At 37.8% G+C, this 4,831-nt stretch carries 2 protein-coding genes and 2 pseudogenes; all 4 read left to right on the plus strand.

Going from position 1 to position 4,831, the window contains the following annotated elements:
* Positions 1 to 1,487: pseudogene (locus E1176_RS08770) on the plus strand (hypothetical protein); the annotation flags it as partial.
* Positions 1,487 to 2,581: a porin family protein gene (locus E1176_RS08775; RefSeq protein ID WP_155210236.1), complete on the plus strand. Its 1,095-nt coding sequence runs from the start codon at positions 1,487 to 1,489 to the stop codon at positions 2,579 to 2,581. The pseudogene E1176_RS08770 and the gene E1176_RS08775, both read left to right, overlap by 1 nt.
* Positions 2,578 to 3,798: a hypothetical protein gene (locus E1176_RS08780; RefSeq protein WP_155210237.1), complete on the plus strand. Its 1,221-nt coding sequence runs from the start codon at positions 2,578 to 2,580 to the stop codon at positions 3,796 to 3,798. Before E1176_RS08775 ends, E1176_RS08780 begins: the two co-directional genes overlap by 4 nt.
* 103 nt (positions 3,799 to 3,901) lie before the next feature.
* A pseudogene (locus E1176_RS08785) lies at positions 3,902 to 4,831 on the plus strand (hypothetical protein); the annotation flags it as partial.

Genomic DNA, 4,831 nt, shown 5'->3' on the forward strand with positions numbered 1-4,831 from the left:
CCGAAGAGCAAAAACAAATTGCTGAGCAAGCTGCTATAGAGGCAGATAATCAACGAATTATAGCTGATAATCAAAGGCAAATCGCAGAACAAAAGCAAAAAGAGGCTGAAGAAGCCAGGGAGTTGATGCGAGAAGCACTTTTAGATGCTCAGCGCCAACGAGAGATAGCTCAGGAGCAATTTGAAATAGCCAACGAGCAACGAGGTATAGCAGAAGAGCAGAAAAATGCTGCGCAAGAGGCAAAATCAGAAGCAGAGCAACAGTACCAAAGAGCTGAAACTAATTATAATCTTGCAAATAAACTGCTCTACCAATCTGTAGCACAGTCAATGGCAGTGAAATCACTAAATATTGAGGACGAAAACCTTAAAGGTCTTTTGGCTCAACAAGCCTATCTCTTTAATAAAAATTATGATGGACGCGTTTACGATCCTTACATTTATAATGGATTATATTATGCTACAAGCGACCTAAAGGGAGAAGGATATAGCACATTACCAATTACACATAGAAATGGGGTGAGAACAATCGTCTTTGCTCATAACGGAGATGACTTTTATACAACAGGAACAGCAGGAAACGTCATTAAGGCTTCGTTAGATAATCCAGGCTCATCAAGTAGGTTGATTAATAACAGTCACCCGAACAGAACACTGGCCATCAGTAAAGATGATAAATGGTTAATCAACGGAAGCGATAGCTCATCATTACAAATTTATAATCTTGAAACAAGTGAAATAAAGAACATTGAAGGGCACACGAGATATATTAATGATATTGCCTTTTTAAATAATAGCAATGAGTTTATATCATCAGGAGGTGATCGTCAATTGAGAATTAATGATATAAGAGAGGGGAAAAGCAAGTTATTTCAACAATTACCTTATGAGCTTAAGGCTATTGATGTAGACACACAAGGCAATAGGTTAGCAGGTGGTACTATTGACGGAAAGGCAGTAATAATAGATATTAATACTAAGGAAGTTAAGACTATTGTAAGCATCGCTGGTAATCCGGTCCATGCTGTAAAATTCAGTCCCGATAGTAAACTACTGGTGATTGGTGATGAAAAAGGCTTTGTGAAAGTCTATAACATAGCACAAAACCGCTTTGTGAATGAGTTTGCTGCGCATAAAGGTAGAGTGAGTGATATCGAATTTAATAAGGATGGTACCCTAATGGCTTCATCAAGTTTTGATCGCTCCATTCAAATGTGGGTGGTTGATAAACTTGATGAGTTACCTATCAATATATCAGATAATGATTCTTATATATGGAATATTGCGTTTAGCAACGATTCTAATTATTTAGTCGCGGCTACAGAGGATGGTCAAATAAGAAAGTGGCCAACCAACCCAAAACTTATGGCTGACGAAGTTTGTAAGCTCTTGGAAAGAAATATGACAGAAGAAGAGTGGAAAACTTATGTTGGTAACGACCTTGATTACGAAAATACATGTCTGAACCTTTTACTTGATACTTATTAATGAAAAGGGTTCATTTAATATTCTGTCTGCTCTGTATCAGTTGTTTATCTTATAACGAAGTACATGCTCAAGAGTCATGTTCCGCTATTCTTACAAACGCTACTGAAAGCTTCGACAGAGGACATCTTTATGGTATTCCTTCAATATTAAAGCCCTGTTTAGATGGAGGCTTTAGCAAGAGTCAAAAGATACAAGCTTATTGGTTACTCACACGCACATACCTTTTAATTGATGACCCAATTAGTGCTGAAGACAGTTATATTAAACTTCTTCGCTTAGATCCTGAATATAAAATAGATAAGGAAAGGGATCCCGTGGATGTAGTCTACCTAAGTGAAAAATTTACCACTACTCCAATATTTGTTCTATTCGCTAAAGCCGGAACAAATTTTTCAAATGCTAATGTGATCCACAATTTTGGTACAGATAATACAGCCCAAAGTAGTGAGAAGTATAAAAGTAAGACTGGATTTCAAGCTTCTTTAGGCTCAGAACTTAATCTGGGTGATAATTTAAGCTTAGGGGCAGAACTCATGTTCATGAGAATGAACTATGCCTATAAAAATACTTTATTTGGTAACGATGTGCAGTCTTTTGAAGAGCGCTTAGCAGCATTTAGTGTTCCATTATATCTTAAATATCGATTTAAATATGACAAAGTACGGCCCTTTGTTTATTTAGGGGTTTCTAATGATTTCTATTTGCAGTCTAATGTTAATGTAAGTTTGATAGACAAGTCAAATGCTTCAAATGAGGGTGATGTAGCTGAGTTTCCCGTAACGGGCCCAGATATCACTGTAACGGATCAGCGTAATTTTTATAATACTTCACTATTCTTAGGGTTAGGGGCAAACTATAGAATTGGTTACAATTATATTTTTCTCGATGTGCGCTACAATGTTGGTCTTTCTAACATAGTAGATGAAAACAACCAGTATGCTAACTCTGAACTACTTTTTAAATATGGCTATGTAGATGATTATAAGCGATTAAGCAATTTAGCGATATCGGTGGGGTTTGTTAAACCGCTTTATAAGCCAAGAAAGAAAACAGACATAAAAGGTTTTTTTAGAAAAATTTTAAAAAAGAATTGAAAAGCTATCTGATATATGTAATTGGATTAATAGTCGTCATATGTGGCTGTGATAATGAGAGTAATGTCAATCCCAATTTTGAGGATTACTTTCTCAAATATTATGGGCAAGACGGAAGTCATGTGGGCGTGGATGTTGCTCACTTAGAAGATGGTTTTATACTATTAGGAACAAAAACTTCAAATGCCAATACATCAATATTTGTGGTAAGAACCGATGAACTAGGAAATCAATTATGGCAATTAGAGGCAGGAGGGAATTCTGCAACAGCAAATGCATTACAAGTTGATAACGCGGGGAATTTTATAATAGCTGGTACCCACAATGTTTCTACAATTGATGATGACATAGTCATTCTTAAAATTAACTCAGGTGGTGAGTTAACAGATAGTATCAGTGTTGGGATTACCAATGAAATTGAGAAAGCTGAGGGACTTACTATTGCAAATAATGGAGATGTGATAGTGATTGGCAGTACCACGGGTGTGGATGAGAATAAACCAGGATATGTCGCTGCCACTGATTTAGAAGATATTTATTCAGTAAGAATAGGCACAGATTTCACCCCTCTTACGGAAGCTGATTGGCGAAGAGTATCTGGCTTTCCTGGAGTTGAACGAGGTGTAGATATTGCTCAAAAGTCAGACGATACGTTTTTATTTTTTGGTACTACGGACAGGCCTCCATCATCATCCCAAAAAGATGGCTTTAATATGTTTTTATATCCTGCTGGTAACGATGGAGAAGCCATTTCTGTAACTCAACTACAATTGTTTGGCACATTATCTAATGAGATGGCAGCTCAGATGACACAAACTTCAGATGGAGGGTTTATAATGATTGGTACCACAGGTGATTCAGAAAGTAGCGATATATTTCTGGCTAGAGTAAGAAGTAGTAATGAGTTTTTAAGCTCCGGTTCGCTAAATACAGGCAAAAGCATAAATGGTATATCAGTAACAGAATCTAATACGGGTGGATTTTACGTAGTTGGAAGAGAAATCACAAACAACACTGGTGATATTTATCTAGCAAAAACTTCAATTAGTGGGTCTGTCTTATGGGAGCGGTCATTTGGTGGGGTAGATAATGATTATCCTGGAAAAGTGATTGAACTTGAAGATGGTTCTATAGTCATAGTTGGTACGGCTGATTTAGAAAGCCAGACCAAAATGAGTTTAATAAAAACTAATTCTCGAGGAGAACTTAAGCCATAGTGCTTATAGACCAGATTTATTTCAGGTTACTTTTTAACATAATAACACATTAATTGAGTGTTGCAGACATAGAATAAAACAACCTTAACCCCTGAAAACTACTATGTTATTACTTCAACGAATGACATCTCATATAATTAAGTCTTTATTATTTGGGTTGTTCGTTACGCTTATATCATTTAATAATACTAATGCGCAAGTTGTTGTGTCTCCGGCAAATGGTGGCAGCAATCTTTGCGTTGGGGGTGGGTATACAACATTAGGAGACATTACAATTACAGAAGGTATAAGCACTGACTTTGCCAACGGTACTAACCAGACTTATGTGATCTCTGCGCCTGCCAATTTTAGGTTTAATGTCGGAGCAACTGTTACATTAAGTCAGTCTTCTGGAGGTGGAACAGTTACAAATATTCAGCCTGCTGTTATAACAACTACTTCAATTACATTTGAGTATGACATGGCTTCAACGGCTGTTGTCCCAGTTGATGTATTTACAATAAGTGGAATTGAAATTAGAGCTATCTCTCCAGCTAGTACCGGTAACATACTCAGGACTGGTGGTACAGCAACACAAACCGGCAATGCACCTGCGGAATCTCAAAATCATGGAAGCCTCGTAAGTGGTGATGCTCCATCAATAACTGGAGATCCCTCAAGCAGTACAATTTGCGAGAATCCTGGAAATGCTTCATTCACCGTTACTGCAACAGGCACAAATCTTTCATACCAGTGGCAAGAAAGTAGTGATGGGATTAGCTACGCTAATTTGGCTGACGGAGGTATTTATAGCGGTTCAAGCACCTCTAACCTCATGTTAACTGCTGCCACTACACTAGTAGATGGAAATTATTACCGTGCAGTGGTCTCCGGGACTTGTGCTCCCAGCGCTACCAGTAGCCCTGCTCAATTAACCGTAGAAGAAGAAACAACTATCACAGCTAACCCTACTGATAATACAGCCTGCGAGGATGATAATGCGACCTTCAGTGTAACCGCTACCGGAACAGGATTGACCTACCAGTGGGAGGAA

It is taken from the genome of Fulvivirga aurantia, assembly GCF_009711475.1.
Taxonomy (GTDB): Bacteria; Bacteroidota; Bacteroidia; order Cytophagales; family Cyclobacteriaceae; genus Fulvivirga; species Fulvivirga aurantia.